The 13,928-nt window shown below is 70.3% G+C and carries 14 protein-coding genes and 1 pseudogene; 8 read left to right on the top strand and 7 right to left on the bottom strand.

The annotated features are described in order from the left end of the window. Positions 1–27: 27 nt before the first annotated feature. The 4 genes and pseudogenes from ACQEV2_RS07515 to ACQEV2_RS07500 form a co-directional block, all read right to left on the bottom strand. Positions 28–1,410: a ferredoxin reductase family protein gene (locus tag ACQEV2_RS07515; RefSeq protein WP_433037851.1), complete on the bottom strand. Its 1,383-nt coding sequence runs from the start codon at positions 1,408–1,410 to the stop codon at positions 28–30. 98 nt (positions 1,411–1,508) lie between these two features. Continuing rightward, positions 1,509–2,209, bottom strand: a pseudogene (locus ACQEV2_RS07510) (L,D-transpeptidase family protein). A 3-nt stretch (positions 2,210–2,212) separates the two neighbouring features. After that, positions 2,213–2,800, bottom strand: a complete 588-nt coding sequence (locus ACQEV2_RS07505) for a pyridoxamine 5'-phosphate oxidase family protein (protein WP_433037849.1) — start codon at positions 2,798–2,800, stop codon at positions 2,213–2,215. 129 nt (positions 2,801–2,929) lie between these two features. Then, the gene (locus tag ACQEV2_RS07500; protein ID WP_433037847.1) at positions 2,930–3,775 is read right to left on the bottom strand and encodes a hypothetical protein; all 846 of its coding nucleotides are present in this window, start codon (positions 3,773–3,775) and stop codon (positions 2,930–2,932) included. Between the two features lie 261 nt (positions 3,776–4,036). Between ACQEV2_RS07500 and argH the strand changes: the two genes are divergently transcribed. The 5 genes from argH to ACQEV2_RS07475 all read left to right on the top strand — a co-directional run bounded on the left by argH (position 4,037) and on the right by ACQEV2_RS07475 (position 9,775). Continuing rightward, positions 4,037–5,467: an argininosuccinate lyase gene (gene argH / locus ACQEV2_RS07495; protein ID WP_433037845.1), complete on the top strand. Its 1,431-nt coding sequence runs from the start codon at positions 4,037–4,039 to the stop codon at positions 5,465–5,467. 191 nt (positions 5,468–5,658) lie between these two features. Further along, positions 5,659–6,486 carry an alpha/beta fold hydrolase gene (locus tag ACQEV2_RS07490; RefSeq protein WP_433037843.1) on the top strand — a complete coding sequence of 276 codons (828 nt, stop codon included), beginning with the start codon at positions 5,659–5,661 and terminating at the stop codon, positions 6,484–6,486. An 87-nt stretch (positions 6,487–6,573) separates the two neighbouring features. Continuing rightward, positions 6,574–7,545 carry an aldo/keto reductase gene (locus ACQEV2_RS07485; RefSeq protein ID WP_433037841.1) on the top strand — a complete coding sequence of 324 codons (972 nt, stop codon included), beginning with the start codon at positions 6,574–6,576 and terminating at the stop codon, positions 7,543–7,545. Positions 7,546–7,634: 89 nt separating this feature from the next. After that, positions 7,635–8,201 (top strand): TetR/AcrR family transcriptional regulator, encoded by a 567-nt coding sequence (locus tag ACQEV2_RS07480; protein WP_433037839.1) that lies wholly within the window; start codon positions 7,635–7,637, stop codon positions 8,199–8,201. After that, on the top strand, positions 8,198–9,775 hold the full coding sequence (locus tag ACQEV2_RS07475; RefSeq protein ID WP_433037837.1) for an MFS transporter: 1,578 nt from the start codon (positions 8,198–8,200) through the stop codon (positions 9,773–9,775). The genes ACQEV2_RS07480 and ACQEV2_RS07475 overlap by 4 nt, the downstream gene beginning before the upstream one ends. Before the next feature lie 14 nt (positions 9,776–9,789). Here ACQEV2_RS07475 and ACQEV2_RS07470 read toward each other — a convergent pair whose 3' ends face one another. After that, positions 9,790–10,464: a lysophospholipid acyltransferase family protein gene (locus ACQEV2_RS07470; protein WP_031486755.1), complete on the bottom strand. Its 675-nt coding sequence runs from the start codon at positions 10,462–10,464 to the stop codon at positions 9,790–9,792. A gap of 378 nt (positions 10,465–10,842) precedes the next feature. Here ACQEV2_RS07470 and ACQEV2_RS07465 point away from each other — a divergent pair, with 378 nt between their 5' ends. The 3 genes from ACQEV2_RS07465 (at position 10,843) to ACQEV2_RS07455 (ending at position 13,130) form a co-directional block, all read left to right on the top strand. Further along, positions 10,843–12,006: a glycerophosphodiester phosphodiesterase gene (locus tag ACQEV2_RS07465; RefSeq protein ID WP_433037834.1), complete on the top strand. Its 1,164-nt coding sequence runs from the start codon at positions 10,843–10,845 to the stop codon at positions 12,004–12,006. Between the two features lie 74 nt (positions 12,007–12,080). Further along, positions 12,081–12,587 carry a sigma-70 family RNA polymerase sigma factor gene (locus ACQEV2_RS07460; RefSeq protein ID WP_433037832.1) on the top strand — a complete coding sequence of 169 codons (507 nt, stop codon included), beginning with the start codon at positions 12,081–12,083 and terminating at the stop codon, positions 12,585–12,587. A 45-nt stretch (positions 12,588–12,632) separates the two neighbouring features. Beyond that, positions 12,633–13,130, top strand: coding sequence for a GNAT family N-acetyltransferase (locus ACQEV2_RS07455; RefSeq protein ID WP_433037830.1), 498 nt, complete (start codon positions 12,633–12,635; stop codon positions 13,128–13,130). On the opposite strand, the gene ACQEV2_RS07450 is transcribed toward ACQEV2_RS07455, so the two are convergent. After that, a complete protein-coding gene (locus ACQEV2_RS07450) occupies positions 13,120–13,563 on the bottom strand; it encodes a hypothetical protein (protein WP_433037828.1) in 444 nt (147 codons plus the stop codon). The genes ACQEV2_RS07455 and ACQEV2_RS07450 overlap by 11 nt on opposite strands. After that, positions 13,544–13,903 (bottom strand): hypothetical protein, encoded by a 360-nt coding sequence (locus ACQEV2_RS07445; protein ID WP_433037826.1) that lies wholly within the window; start codon positions 13,901–13,903, stop codon positions 13,544–13,546. Before ACQEV2_RS07445 ends, ACQEV2_RS07450 begins: the two co-directional genes overlap by 20 nt. Between the last annotated feature and the right edge of the window lie 25 nt (positions 13,904–13,928).

Below are 13,928 nucleotides of genomic sequence, written 5' to 3'. Positions count from 1 at the left end.
CCGAAGTCTTGTGTGACGTCCCGTCGCTCACATCTCGAACGACTCGTGATGGATGCGGCGGGCGGGCACCCCCGCGCCGCGCAGTGCTTCGTACACGGACTGTGCGAACCCGGCCGGCCCGCACATGAACACGTCGTGCTTGTCGATGTCCGGCAGCTTCTGCTTCAGCCGCTCGGCCGAGATGTCGGGCCGCTCGCCGTCCGGGCTGTTGACCGCGTACATCAGCCGGGCGCCGCGCTCGTCGGCGATGGCCGCGAGTTCGTCCCACAGCGCCAGGTCCTGGGTGCTGTTGGCCCGGTAGAGCAGGGTGATGTCGCCGGCCGCGCCGGGCAGCGTCTCGAACAGGGCCCGCATCGGCGTGATGCCGACCCCGCCCGCCACCAGCAGCACCTTGCCCCGGCTGCGGCGCTGGGCGGTCATGGCGCCGTACGGGCCCTCGGCCCACACCTTGGTGCCGGGCTGCAGGTCGCGCAGCCGGGACGTGTGGTCGCCGATCGCCTTGACCGTGATCCGCAGCATGTCGGGGCGGGGCGCCGCCGACAGCGAGTACGGGTGCGAACTGAACCGCATGCCCGGCGCCTTGAACCGCCAGCGGAAGAAGTGCCCGGCCTCCGCGCCCATACGGTGCAGCTTGCGCCCGCCGATCAGCACCGACACGACGCCCGGGGTCTCCTCGATGACCGCCTCGACGTACATCCGGTGGCGCAGGTTGAGGCGGATCGGGGTGAGGATCCGGTACCAGACCACCAGCGCGGTCACGGCCCCGTACAGCCCGTACCAGAAGGTCTTCGCGGACGGCTCGACGGCGAACTCGTTGCCGGTGGTGATCTGGTGCCAGAACGTCAGGTACACCGCGGCGTACGTCAGCAGGTGCACGTGGTACCAGGTGTCGTACGGGATCCGGCGGCGGATGCCCCCGACCGAGATGAACGCGATGAAGAACAGCAGCCCGGTGCCGATGGCCGCCTTGCCCATGTCCGGCAGCGTGTTGACCGAGTCGATCGTCTGCTGGACGACGTCGCCGAGCGTCTTGCCCGCCTGGAGCGCGTACCCCCACATGGTGAGGAAGACGTGCGCGATGACCAGGCAGACCGTGTAACGGCCGCTCATCGCGTGCCAGCGCGCCACCCGGTCCGAGCCCACCCGCCGCTCCAGCGCCGGCACCCGGGCCATCTGGAGCACCACGAGCGCCATGAGGTACCCGGCGAGCAGACCGGTGATCCGGCCCGCGGCGAGGATCTTCGCGGTGTTGTCCGCGAGGGACGGCGTGTTGTCCCACCACAGCCACAGCACCGCCGCCGCGCCCGCCCATAGGGCGACGACCAGCGGGACGGCCGGGGAGCGGCGCGGTCGGATGCGGCGCATCGTCTGGCGGCGGGCGGCACGGCCGCCTGCGAGCGTGGTGGTCACGGTTCCTCCGGGGACGGGAGCAAGGGGAGTGCGTGATGGGCGTGGTCCCTTGGCCCAGAGATACGTGCGGGGAGGTCCGTGTGTTCAGTGCCGCTTGCTCAGTACCGGGTGATCGCCGTGGGTCCGCTCGCCGTTCCGATCGCCATGTGCGGTTTCCGCCGCAGATCCGCCCACTTGAGGATCCGCCGCATCGCCTCCTCGGGCACCGACACACAACCGGCCGTCGCCCCGCGCCCCTTCACATGGAGGAAGATCCCGGCGCCTCGGCCCTTCACCGGACGCTCGTAGTTGAAGTCGATGACGAGCGCGTACGCGTACAGCGCCCCGTACGAGATCAGGTGCTCGGACTCGGCGGCCCGGCAGTCGCGCGCCAGCGGCTCGGTCCAGCGGTTGTAGGCGCGGGAGTCGTTGTCCTGGCACCACCAGGAGTCCTGGTGCACGCGGCGGTATTTGTACGTCGTGCCGCGCGGCGCCGCCTTGATGCCGAAGGCGTACGGCAGCCCGTACAGCCCCGTCGGCGTGGTGTTCGTGCCCTGCTTCCGCGAGGTCCCCTCGACGAGCCCCTTCGCGCCGAAGCGGGCCGGCGCCGAGCCGGCCTTCACCCACCGCCCGTCCACCCGGTCCCACCAGGTGACCGTCCCGGATGTCGAGCCGGACTTCGGTGCCACGGCGGTGATCAGCTGGGTACCGCCCCGGTGTCGGCCATGCGCGCGGGCAGGGGACGTGGCGTCCCGTCTCCCGCCGCGGCACCGAGGACGAGGAGGGACGCGGACGCGAGGGCGACGACACCGGGGCGCATGGCTCAGACGCTAGACGGAGGCAGCGGCAACGGCAGCCCGGGTAGGCCATCCAGGCTGGTCGCGATGTGCTCCTTCTTGGTGAAGTAGGCGCTCAGCGAGTCGTCGTCCTCACGAGCGAACCGCTTGCCGTGCAGGTCGCGGTCCTCGTCGTACGTCATGAGGGGCACCGCGTACCCGCAGGAGTCCCGAACGAGTTCGGCCCGCACGACGATGATCGCGCGCAGGCCGTGCAGGGACGGGTCGATGTCGGGGAAGTGGCCGAGCAGCTCCTTGAACCGCGGGTCGTCCCGGAAGACGGCCTCACCGCGGCCGTGCACGCGGACGATGTTGGGCGGGCCCTGGAAGGCGCACCACATGAGGGTGATCCGGCCGTTCTCCCGCAGATGGGCGATGGTCTCGGCGTTGGACCCGGCGAAGTCGAGGTAGGCCAGGGTGAGTTCGTCGAGGATCGCGAAGGAGCCCTTGAGGCCCTTGGGCGAGAGGTTGACCGTGCCGTCGGCGGAGAGGGGAGCGGTCGCGGTGAAGAAGAGGGGCTGCTCCTCGATGAACGTGCGGAGTCTGCCGTCTATGCGTTCGTAAGTTTTTCCCACGTCATCGAGTATGAGTGTGGGTCGTTCGGCCGTCTAAGGAATTGCCCTAAGGAATTGCGAGGTCCGCTTGTGGCCACCACGGCCGCCCCGGCCGGCGTGCCAACGGGGCGGCCATGGCTGCCTGTCACGTCACTTGACGAGCGTGCACGCGGCCAGGGAGTTCAGACCCTGCGGCTTCGCGGCGGTGCGGCCGATCGAGATGGCGATGCGGTCGATGGCGGCGGTGCGCTTGTCCTTCAGCGGGCCGAGGATGGCGTTCTGGACGAAGTTGGGTCCGCCCTGGCCGACGGTGTTGACCAGGCGCGTGTTGGCCTCCTGGATCTGCGTGTTGAGCAGGGCGAGGTTGCGGTCCACCTCGGCCTTGGCGGAGGCCGGGACCGCGGGCAGCTTCGACCGCACGTCGGGGCAGCTGATCGTGCCGACCGCGTTGGTGTTGCCCGTATTCCCCGTGTTCCCGCCGGCCTGCTGTGGGGGAGTGGTCGCCTTCGCGGTGGGCGTGGCCTTGGCGCCGCCACCCGCCTTGGTCCCGGCGGCGTTGAGGGTGCACGGGGCCAGCGCGTCCAGCCCCTGCGGCTTGGCCGCCGTGCGTCCGATCGCCGTCGCGATGCGGTTGACCGTCGCCACGCGCTTGTCCTTCAGCGGGCCGAGGATGGCGTTCTGGACGAAGTTGGGTCCGCCCTGGCCGACCGTGTCGACGAGTCGCTTGTTGGCCTCCTGGATCTGGGTGTTCAGGAGCGCGAGGTTGCGGTCGACCTCGGCCTTGGCGGAGGCCGGGACCGCGGGCAGCTTGGACCGGACGTCCGGGCACGTGATCGTGCCGGGGCTCGCCAGTGTGCGGGCGCTGGTCCCGCTGTTCTTGGACGTCTCCCCCGCGAGGGCGAAGCCGGCGATCACCGTGCCGGACAGTGCCACCGCGGCAGCGCCGCCGATGAACGTGACGCGACGCTTGTTGTACTTCGGAAGAGCCCTGGACATGCGGATGCCTCACTCGGGTCAGGGGGTCGTTGGTGGCAAACGCGGCGCCTGCGTTCGGCGAGAGATACGGGTAAGCGGTTTCTCGCGTTCAAAGACGACTCGGATTTCCCAGCGCCACGGACCAAGATTGACGAATCATGCAGAGCTCTGCATACTCATGCAGGTCACTGTGTGGTGAGTTCGCACTAGCCTGACGACCGCCTCCCCGTTCACGCCACGGGGAGGCGGTGCCACACCCAGACCCTCCCGAGGAGCACGCAAGTGAGCAGCAACAGCGGTGACGTACGGCTCTGGGGCGGCCGTTTCGCCGACGGTCCCGCCGAGGCCCTGGCCAAGCTGTCCGCGTCCGTCCACTTCGACTGGCGGCTGGCCCCGTACGACATCGCCGGTTCGCGCGCCCACGCGCGCGTGCTGCACAAGGCGGGGCTCCTCACCGAGGACGAGCTGCAGCGCATGATCGCCGGGCTCGACCAGCTCGAAGCCGATGTGGCCTCGGGTGACTTCGTCGGCACGATCGCCGACGAGGACGTCCACACCGCTCTGGAGCGCGGCCTGCTGGAGCGCCTCGGCCCCGACCTCGGCGGCAAGCTGCGCGCGGGACGGTCGAGGAACGACCAGGTCGCGACCCTTTTCCGCATGTACCTGCGCGACCACGCCCGCGTCATCGGCGGCCTGATCGCCGACCTCCAGGACGCGCTGATCGGCCTGGCCGAGGCTCACCCGGACGTCGCGATGCCCGGCCGCACCCACCTCCAGCACGCCCAGCCGGTCCTGTTCGCCCACCATGTCCTGGCGCACGTCCAGTCGCTGTCCCGGGACGCGGAACGCCTGCGCCAGTGGGACGAGCGGACGGCCGTGTCGCCGTACGGCTCGGGCGCCCTGGCGGGCTCCTCCCTCGGTCTGGACCCGGAGGCGGTGGCGAAGGACCTCGGCTTCGAGCACGGGTCCGCCGCCAACTCCATCGACGGCACGGCGTCCCGTGACTTCGTCGCCGAGTTCGCCTTCATCACCGCGATGATCGGTGTGAACCTCTCCCGGATCGCCGAGGAGGTCATCATCTGGAACACGAAGGAGTTCTCCTTCGTGACCCTGCACGACGCCTTCTCCACGGGCTCGTCGATCATGCCGCAGAAGAAGAACCCGGACATCGCGGAGCTGGCGCGCGGCAAGAGTGGCCGACTGATCGGCAACCTGACCGGCCTCATGGCGACCCTGAAGGCCCTGCCCCTCGCCTACAACCGCGACCTCCAGGAGGACAAGGAGCCGGTCTTCGACTCCATCGACCAGCTGGAGGTCCTCCTCCCCGCCTTCACCGGCATGATGGCCACCCTCACCGTCCACCGCGACCGCATGGAGGAACTGGCCCCGGCCGGCTTCTCCCTCGCCACCGACATCGCCGAGTGGCTGGTCAAGCAGGGCGTCCCGTTCCGGGTCGCGCACGAGGTCGCCGGCGAGTGCGTCAAGGTCGCCGAGGCCGAGGGCAAGGAACTGGACGACCTGACGGACGAGCAGTTCGCGAAGATCTCGACCCACCTCACCCCCGAGGTCCGCTCCGTCCTCAATGTCCCCGGCGCCCTGGCCTCCCGCAACGGCCGTGGCGGTACGGCGCCCAGCGCGGTCGCCGTCCAGCTGGCCGAGGTGAAGGCGGACGTGGCGGCGCAGCACGAGTGGGCCACGGCCAAGCGCGTCTAGCGTCCCGCAGTCGGACGAAGGGCCCGGACATCGCGTCCGGGCCCTTCGTGCTGTCCAGGCGCGCCCGGTAACGGTAAGGATTCGGCCACTGGCCGAAACCTTGACTTCTCCTTACCCGGAAGTAACCATTCCGATTCCCGGTCGACATTGCCGAACACCGGTCGATCATGGTCGAGCATGAAAGGGACATCATGCGCGCGAGACGCCCACGACGAACCGCCCGCCTCCTCGCCGCCGCCGCGACCGCCGCCCTGTGCGCTCTCGGTCTCACGGCCCCCGCGAGCGCGGCCGACACTCCGCCACCCGGCGCCAACAACTGGTCCTGCAAGACGGATTCGGCCCACCCGCAGCCCGTGGTCCTGGTGAACGGCACCTTCAAGACCTCGTACGAGAACTGGCTGACCCTCTCGCCCGCCCTCGCGAACGCCGGTTACTGCGTCTTCTCCTTCGAGTACGGCGGCCTGGAGACGGCCCCGATCCCGGACTCGGCGGCCGAACTGCGCGACTTCGTGGGCGCCGTCCTCGGCGCGACCGGCGCCAAGAAGGCCGACATCGTCGGCCACAGCCAGGGCGGCATGATGCCGCGCTACTACGTCAAGTTCCTGGGCGGCGCGACCAAGGTCGACGACCTCGTCGGCATCGTGCCCTCCAACCACGGCACCACCAACCCGCTCGCCCTCGTGGCCGGCGCCACCGCCTGCCCCTCCTGCGTCGACCAGACCGCCGGCTCGGACTTCCTCAAGAAGCTCAACTCCGCCCCCGAGACCCCGGTCGGCCCCGACTACACGGCGATCGCCACGAAGTACGACGAGGTCGTGCTGCCGTACACCAGCTCCTTCCTCAGCGGGCCCGCCTCCTATGTCACCAACGTCCTGCTCCAGGACCGCTGCCCGCTCGACCTCACCGAGCACGACCAGGCGCCCAAGTCCCCGCTGGTGCAGCAGTGGGTACTCAACGCCCTCAAGCGCAGCGGGCCCGCCGACCCGGCCTTCGGGCCGCGCTGCGTCGGCGCGGGCTGAGCCGCCGCGTCCGCCCGGGCCGAGGCGGACGGCCGTCGGTAGATTGGTGCGGGTTACCCGTCCGCCGACAGTGCACCCGGAGCCGTCATGCCGTTCAGCCGTCTGGCCGCCGCGACCACGCCCCCCGCGCATCTGGGACTCGGCCTGGCCGCCGTGGGGCGCCCGGGGTACATCAACCTCGGCCGGGAGGACGACCTCCCGGCCGAGCGCACCGTCGACGCCCTGCGCGAGCGCACCCACGAACTCCTCGACGCCGCCTACGCCCAGGGCGTCCGCTACTTCGACGTCGCCCGCTCCTACGGCCGCTCGGAGGAGTTCCTCGCGGACTGGCTGAACGCCCGCCCCGACATCGACGACATCGTCGTCGGCAGCAAGTGGGGCTACACCTACACCGCCGGCTGGACGACCGACGCCGAGAAGCACGAGGTCAAGGACCACAGCCTCCAGACCTACGAGCGTCAGCGCGCCGAGACCGACGCCCTGCTCGGCGACCGGCTCGACCTCTACCAGATCCACTCGGTGACCCCGGACAGCCCCGCCCTCACCGACAAGGACCTCCACGCAAGGCTCGCCGAAGCCGCGGCCCAGGGCCTCACCATCGGCTTCTCCACCAGCGGCCCCGCCCAGGCCGACGCGATCCGCGCCGCCCTCGCCGTGACCGTCGACGGCGAGCCCCTCTTCCGCACCGTCCAGTCGACGTACAACGCCCTGGAGACCTCGGCCGGCCCCGCTCTCGCCGAAGCCCACGACGCTGGGCTCACGGTGATCGTCAAGGAGGGCATGGCCAACGGACGCCTCGCGGACCCGTACGCGCCGGACGCGCTGAAGGCCGTAGCCGAAGAAACGTCTCTGGGATGCGACGCCGTCGCCCTCGCGCTGATCCTCCGGCAGCCCTGGGCCGGCGTGGTCCTCTCCGGCGCCGCGACGACGGTACAGCTCGCGTCCAACCTGCACGCCGCCGTCGTCGACCTCGACGAGGGGCAGCTGGAGCGGCTCGCCGCGCTGGTGGAGGAGCCGGGTGCGTACTGGGAGCGGCGCGGCCAGTTGCCCTGGCACTGACGTCAGCCACTTGATCACCCAGCAGGAGGGTGTGAGTCACGCATGCCCGCGGTGAGACATAAATGTCTCACCTGCGCTATGGTTGTCTCATGGCCGTCGATCGCGATCACGTACTCCGCAGTGCCGCAGCCCTGCTGACCCGCAAATCCACCGCGACCATGGACGAGGTCGCCAAGGCCGCCGGGATCAGCAGGGCCACGCTGCACCGCCACTTCGCCGGGCGCGACGCCCTCGTGCGGGCGCTGGAGGCGCTCGGCATCGAGGAGTGCGAGGCCGCGCTGGACGCGGCCGATCTGGACGCCGGCACCGCGACCGACGCCGTACGCCGCCTCGTCCGCGAGGTCGAGCCCGCCGCCGGGCTGCTCGCCTTCCTCTACACCGAGAACCAGCTGTTCGAAGGCGAGGAGCAGCACGCGGGCTGGACCCGGATCGACGACCGCATCGGCGCCCTGTTCCGGCGCGGTCAGCTGAGCGGCGAGTTCCGCATCGACCTCACGCCGGCGTGGCTCACCGAGGCGCTGTACGGCCTGCTGGCCTCCGGCGCCTGGCTGGTGCAGAGCGGCAAGGGCGCACCCAAGGACTTCCAGCACATGATCGTCGGGCTGTTGCTCGGCGGCGCACTACGACATCACGCACCACAGAGAGAGGAATCATGACCAGCACCCTGCAGCCGGCGACCACGACCGAGGCGGTGAAGCGCCCGGGCCGCTGGCTCGCGCTGTCCGTCCTGGTGCTCGCCGTGCTGCTGGTGGCCGTCGACGCGACCGTCCTCGGCCTGGCGACCCCCTACATCAGCGAGGACCTGAAGCCCTCCGGCACCCAGCTCCTGTGGATAGGCGACGTCTACTCCTTCGTGATCGCGGGTCTACTGGTGTCGATGGGCAGCCTGGGCGACCGCATCGGCCGTAAGCGGATCCTGCTCGTCGGCGCCACCGCGTTCGGCGCGATATCGGTCCTCAACGCCTACGCGACGACCCCCGAACTGATGATCCTGGCCCGGGCGCTGCTCGGCGTCGCGGGCGCCACCCTGATGCCGGCGACCCTCGCCCTGATCCGCAACCTCTTCCACGACCCGCGCGAACGCAGCCTCGCCGTCGGCATCTGGGGCGCGACCGCCTCCGCCGGTACGGCCGTCGGCCCGATCGCCGGCGGCTTCCTGCTGGAACACTTCTGGTGGGGCTCGGTCTTTCTGATCAATCTGCCGGTGATGGTGGTCCTCGTCCTCGTCGGCATCAAGCTGCTGCCCGAATCGCGGAACCCGAATCCCGGCCCTTGGGACCTGACCAGCGTCGTACTGTCGCTCGTCGGCATGGTCGGCCTCGTGTACGCCGTCAAGGAAGCCGCCGCGCACGGCTTCACCTGGACCACCGTCGCCGCGGGCCCGCTGGGCGCGGCCGCGCTGTACGGCTTCGTACGCCGCCAACTCACCCTGCCGACCCCGCTGCTGGACATGCGGCTGTTCCGCAACCGCGGCTTCAGCGGCGCGGTCCTGGCCGACCTGCTGACCATCCTCGGCCTGTCCGGCCTGGTGTTCTTCCTCTCCCAGTTCCTGCAACTCGTGCAGGGCAGGGGGCCGTTGGAGGCGGGCCTGGCCGAACTGCCCGCCGCGATCGGCGCGGTGGTGGCCGGCCTGATCGCCGGCCGCGCGGCCCGCCGCTTCTCGGTACGGACCGTCGTCTCCGGCGGCCTCGCGGCCATCGGCCTCGCCCTGGCCGTGCTCACGGTGATCGACCGCTCGACGGGCTACCCCCTGCTCGGGGCCGCCCTGCTGGTCGTCGGCGTAGGCGCGGGCTTCTCCTTCACGGTGACGTCCGACGTGATCCTCGGCTCCGTACCGAAGGAGCAGGCGGGCGCGGCGTCGGCGGTGTCGGAGACGGCGTACGAGCTGGGCGCGGCCCTGGGCATCGCGGTGCTCGGCTCGATCGTGACGGGCGTCTACCGGGGATTCACCGGCCCGGCGGGCACTCCGGCGGAGGCACACGAGTCGCTGGGCGGTGCGGTGGAGGCGGCGGCGGACTTGCCTTCACGCACGTCCGAGGCCCTGCTGGAAGCGGCCCGCCAGTCCTTCGTGGACGGTTTGGCGCTGGCGGCGGGGGCAGGTGCGGCGGTGCTGCTCGCGGCGGCGGTCGCGGCATGGTTCATGCTGCGAGACCAACGGCTGGACAGCTGGCCTCAGGGGCGCGGGGAACTGCGCGACCAGCCACAAGGGACCCGCAGCCGCCGTACCTGAGAACCCGAACGGCGCTACGCGGCCTCTTTCGCCTTGCTCGCGTACATGTCCACGTACTCCTGGCCGGACAGCCGCATGACCTCAGCCATCACGGAGTCGGTCACGGCACGCAGGACGTACCGGTCCCGGTCCATTCCTTCGTACCGGGAGAACTCCATGGCCTCACCGAACCGGACCGTCACCTTCCGAGGCCGGGGCATCCCCGCCCCACCCGGCTGGATCTTGTCCGTGCCGATCATGGCGAACGGAACGACAGGCGCACCGGTCATCAGCGTCAGCCGCGCGATACCGGTGCGCCCCCGGTACAGCCGCCCGTCGGGCGACCGCGTGCCCTCGGGGTAGATGCCGAAGACCTTGCCCTCCTCCAGCACCCGACGCCCGGTCATCAGCGCGGCGACTCCGCCCCGGCCGCCGTCCCGGTCGACCGGGATCATGCCGACGCCCGTGAAGAACCAGGCCATCGCGCGGCCCTTCAGGCCCTTGCCGGTGACGTACTCGTCCTTGCCGATGAAGAAGACCTGACGGTCGCAGACCAGCGGCAGGATCATCGAGTCGATGAACGTGAGGTGGTTGCCGGCCAGGATGACCGGACCGTCGCCCGGGATGTGCTCCGCGCCCTCCACCTGTGGGCGGAACATCAGGCGCATGATCGGTCCGAGCACTGCCTTGATGAGCGCGAAGCGGGACAACGGGCCCTCCGGGGTCAAGGGGATGGCGAGGGATCTGTATAAGTCTGTGCAGGTGAGGACGATACTCGCGGTTCCCGGAGTCCCGCACATCGGGTGGGCCGACTTCACCGACGCCTTACGCACTGTTGACGCAGGTTTACCTGCGGTGGCGTGCCGCGGGCGGTGCGTAACGCGCCCGCCATGATGTGACGGACATCGCCCCGGGATCCACCGGACGGGTTCCCCGCACTGTCGGACCGAATCCGACGGACCGTCACCACTCCGTTCACGTACGACATCCAGCGTCACCCGCGAGTTCCGCCGCAGGTCTCCCGTCCGTCATGTGCACGCACCTACGATCGGCCCGCACTGACGATTGAACGGGCAGAGAGGGTGCTCATGGGAACCCAGGAGAACGAGCAGACGGGCGTCACCGGACGGCGGATGCTTCTCGGCGCGGCCGTGCTCGGCGCGGGCGGAGCGGTCCTCGGGCTGTCCGGTACGGCGAAGGCCGCTGAGGCCCGGCATGGAGGTGGCGGCGTGAAGAGCCTGCCCAAGCCGACGATCATCGGCCACCGCGGCGCCAGCGGCTACCGGCCCGAGCACACCCTCGCCGCCTACCAGCTGGCCCTCGACATGGGCGCCGACATCGTCGAGGCGGGCGACCTGGTGCCCACCAAGGACGGCCACCTCGTCTGCCGGCACGAGCCGGAGATCGGCGGCACGACCGATGTCGCGGACCATCCCGAGTTCGCCGACCGCAAGAAGACGAAGGTGCTCGACGGCGTCTCCACCACCGGCTGGTTCACCGAGGACTTCACGCTCGCCGAGCTGAAGACCCTGCGCGCGATCGAGCGCATCCCGGCCAACCGCCCGCACAACACCCTCTACAACGGCCGCTGGGAGATCCCGACCTTCGAAGAGGTCCTGAAGTGGCAGGACGAGCAGACCCGCAAGCGGGGCAAGCAGGTCTGGATCTACCCCGAGCTCAAGCACCCCACCTACTTCCGCAAGCAGGGCCTCGCCCTGGAGGAGCGGATCGCCAAGGTGCTGCACAAGTACGGCAAGGACCGGCGCAACTCGCCGGTCATCATCCAGTCCTTCGAGCCGACCAGCATCCAGCGTCTGAACAAGCTCGTCGACAACCCGCTCGTGGTCCTGCTCTCCGGCCCGGCCACCCGCCCCTGGGACTTCGTCGAGACGGGTGACCCGCGCACCGTCGCCGACCTGGTCAAGCCGGCCGGCCTGCGCGAGATCGCCTCCTACGCCCAGGGCATCGGCCCCACCCTGGACCTGGTCATCCCGAAGGACGCGAACGGCAACCTCACCACGCCCACCACGCTGGTGAGCGACGCGCACAAGGTCGGCCTGATCCTGCACCCCTGGACCATGCGCAACGAGAACCCCTTCCTCCCCGCGAACTTCCGCAAGGGCACCGACGCGGACGCCTACGGCGATGTCTTCGGCGCCTACCGGACGTACTTCGCGACCGGCATCGACGGTGTCTTCACCGACAACCCCGACACGGGCGTGCTGGCCCGCGAGGACTTCGTCAACAGCTGAGCCCCGCGCCCCGTTCGGGGTGACTGTCGGCCGCCCGGGCAACCCTGTGCCCGGGCGGCCGCGTCGTGCCGCATATGACGGACGACCTGGTTGCCGCCCTGCGCCCCCTGCTCACCGCCGAGGCCTCCGCCGAGGCACACGCCTGCGGAGCGGAGGCGGGCGACCTGGAACAGGCGGTCTGGCTCCGCCTCCTGGAACGCCTCGACTCGGACGGCCCACCCGTGGACCCGCCGGGCTGGCTGCGCAGGGCCGTCCGCTCCGAGGCGCGCCGCAGCCGCCGTACGACGCGGCGCGAACGGCCGTACGAGAGCGAGCCGGCGGACGAAAGCGCCGGCGACCCCGAACACCTCGCCCTCGCGGCCGCCCGCCGCCGCGCCCTGCGCGAGGCCGTCCGCCGCCTGCCCGGCCGCTGCCCCCGCCTCGTGGAGGCTCTGCTCTCGCCGGAGGACCTGACATACCGGGAAATCGCGGGGGAGTTGGGTATCTCACAGGGCAGTCTCGGCCCGGAACGTTCCAGATGCCTGGGATGTCTGCGTCGATTGCTCACACCGGAGGTTGCGGCCCGCAGTGCACGGGGATAGGAGTGAGGAACGACAGGCGATCAGGTGAGCGGGAGGCGTGCGCACATGGGCATGAGCGTGACCATCTCTGCGGCGACCGAGCAGGACGCGGAGCAGATCTTCAGGCTGCAGTACCTGTGCTTCCAGAGCGAGGCGGCGCTGTACGGCAACTACCGCATCGACCCGCTCGTCCAAACCCTGGACTCGGTCCGCGCGGAGGTCGCCCAGGACTGTGTCTTCGTGGCGCGGCTCGGCGACGAGGTCGTCGGCTCGGTCCGCGGCAGCGTCACCGCGGACGGCGCCGCCGCCATCGGCAAGCTCTGCGTCCACCCCCGCCTGCAGGGCCACGGCATCGGCGCGAGGCTGCTGCGCGCGGCCGAGGCCGCCCTGGTGGAAGAGCGGGGCGCCACCAAGTTCCGCCTCTTCACGGGCCACCGCAGCGAGGGCAACCTGCGGCTGTACCGCAAGGTGGGCTATGAGGCGGTGGGCACGTCGAAGGGCGCGGACGGCGTACCGATGATCGTGCTGGAGAAGCAGGCGGGGACGTACGCCGCTACTGCTTGACCGTTCGGGCCTTGCGGAGCCAGTACAGCGCCGACAGCGGCAGCAGCACGGGGATGAAGAGGTACCCCATGCCGTAGTCGGACCAGACCGTTGCGTCGGGGAACGCCGATGGCTCCACCAAGGTCCAGGTGCCGACGATCAGAACGCCCGCGAGCTCGGCGGCGCAGCACACAAGCGCCGCCCTGCGCGCCCTCTCGCCGCCCCGCACCAACGTGTAGGTGATGAAGCCGTACACGAGCCCCGCCACCGCCGACAGCGAATAGGCCAGCGGCGCCCGGTCGAACTCCGTCGCGATCTGATACGCCGAGCGCGACACGGCCCCGACCACCATCACGCCGTACAGCCACACCAGCAGCATCCCGGGCCCGCTGATCAGCCGTGTCCTGGCCGGCTTCTCCTCGGTCACGGCCACCTCAGCCTCCCCAGATGTCATAGAGCCGCACCTCCAGCACGGCCAGCACCACACCGCCCGCGGCGACCGTCACCGAACCCCACTTGGACCGCTCGGCCAGCGACATGAACCCGGCGGCCGGAACGCATGCGAACGCGCCCAGCAGATACGCCACGAAGATCGTCGTGCCCTGCTCCGGCTTGTCGCCCCGCGCCAGCAGCACGATCCCGGCCACCAGCTGCACCAGGGCCAGCACCGTCACCACGGCCATCCCGATGAAGTGCCAGTCCTTCGTCGGCTGGTCACGGTACGCCGCCCAGCCGCACCACGCGGCGAGCAGCAGCGCGGCGACACCGGTCACCAGCGTCAGGGCATCAAACATGCGGCGAGCCTATTACGGGCCAAAA

This window comes from Streptomyces sp. CA-251387 (assembly GCF_050936625.1).
In the GTDB taxonomy this organism is placed as follows: Bacteria; Actinomycetota; Actinomycetes; order Streptomycetales; family Streptomycetaceae; genus Streptomyces.
Note: the sequence above shows the minus strand (reverse complement) of the source record. Positions and strands in the feature narration are given on the sequence as shown.